This window comes from Pseudomonas sp. FSL R10-1339 (assembly GCF_009600545.1).
Lineage (GTDB): Bacteria > Pseudomonadota > Gammaproteobacteria > Pseudomonadales > Pseudomonadaceae > Aquipseudomonas > Aquipseudomonas bubulae.
Genome location: NZ_WIVQ01000356.1, coordinates 1 through 211, shown reverse-complemented (window position 1 = coordinate 211; position 211 = coordinate 1). Strand labels below are relative to the sequence as shown.

Annotated in this window: 1 pseudogene; it reads right to left on the bottom strand. The window is 55.9% G+C overall.

Features of this window, described 5'->3' with window-relative positions:
* A pseudogene (locus GHO03_RS25040) lies at positions 1-143 on the bottom strand (electron transfer flavoprotein subunit alpha/FixB family protein); the annotation flags it as partial.
* Between the last annotated feature and the right edge of the window lie 68 nt (positions 144-211).

Here is a 211-nt window from a genome sequence, read left to right as displayed (position 1 = left end):
GCTGCTTCGGCTACAGCGCCAATGCCCTGGCCTGCAACCAGAACGTGGATGTCGCCACCGATTTTGGCGGCAGCGGCTACGGTGTTCAGAGTGGCCGGAGCCAGTGCCTTGCCGTCGTGTTCTGCGATTACCAGGATAGTCATGATTAGATTACCTTCGCTTCGTTTTTCAGTTTCTCGACCAGTTCAGCCACCGACTTGACCTTGATACC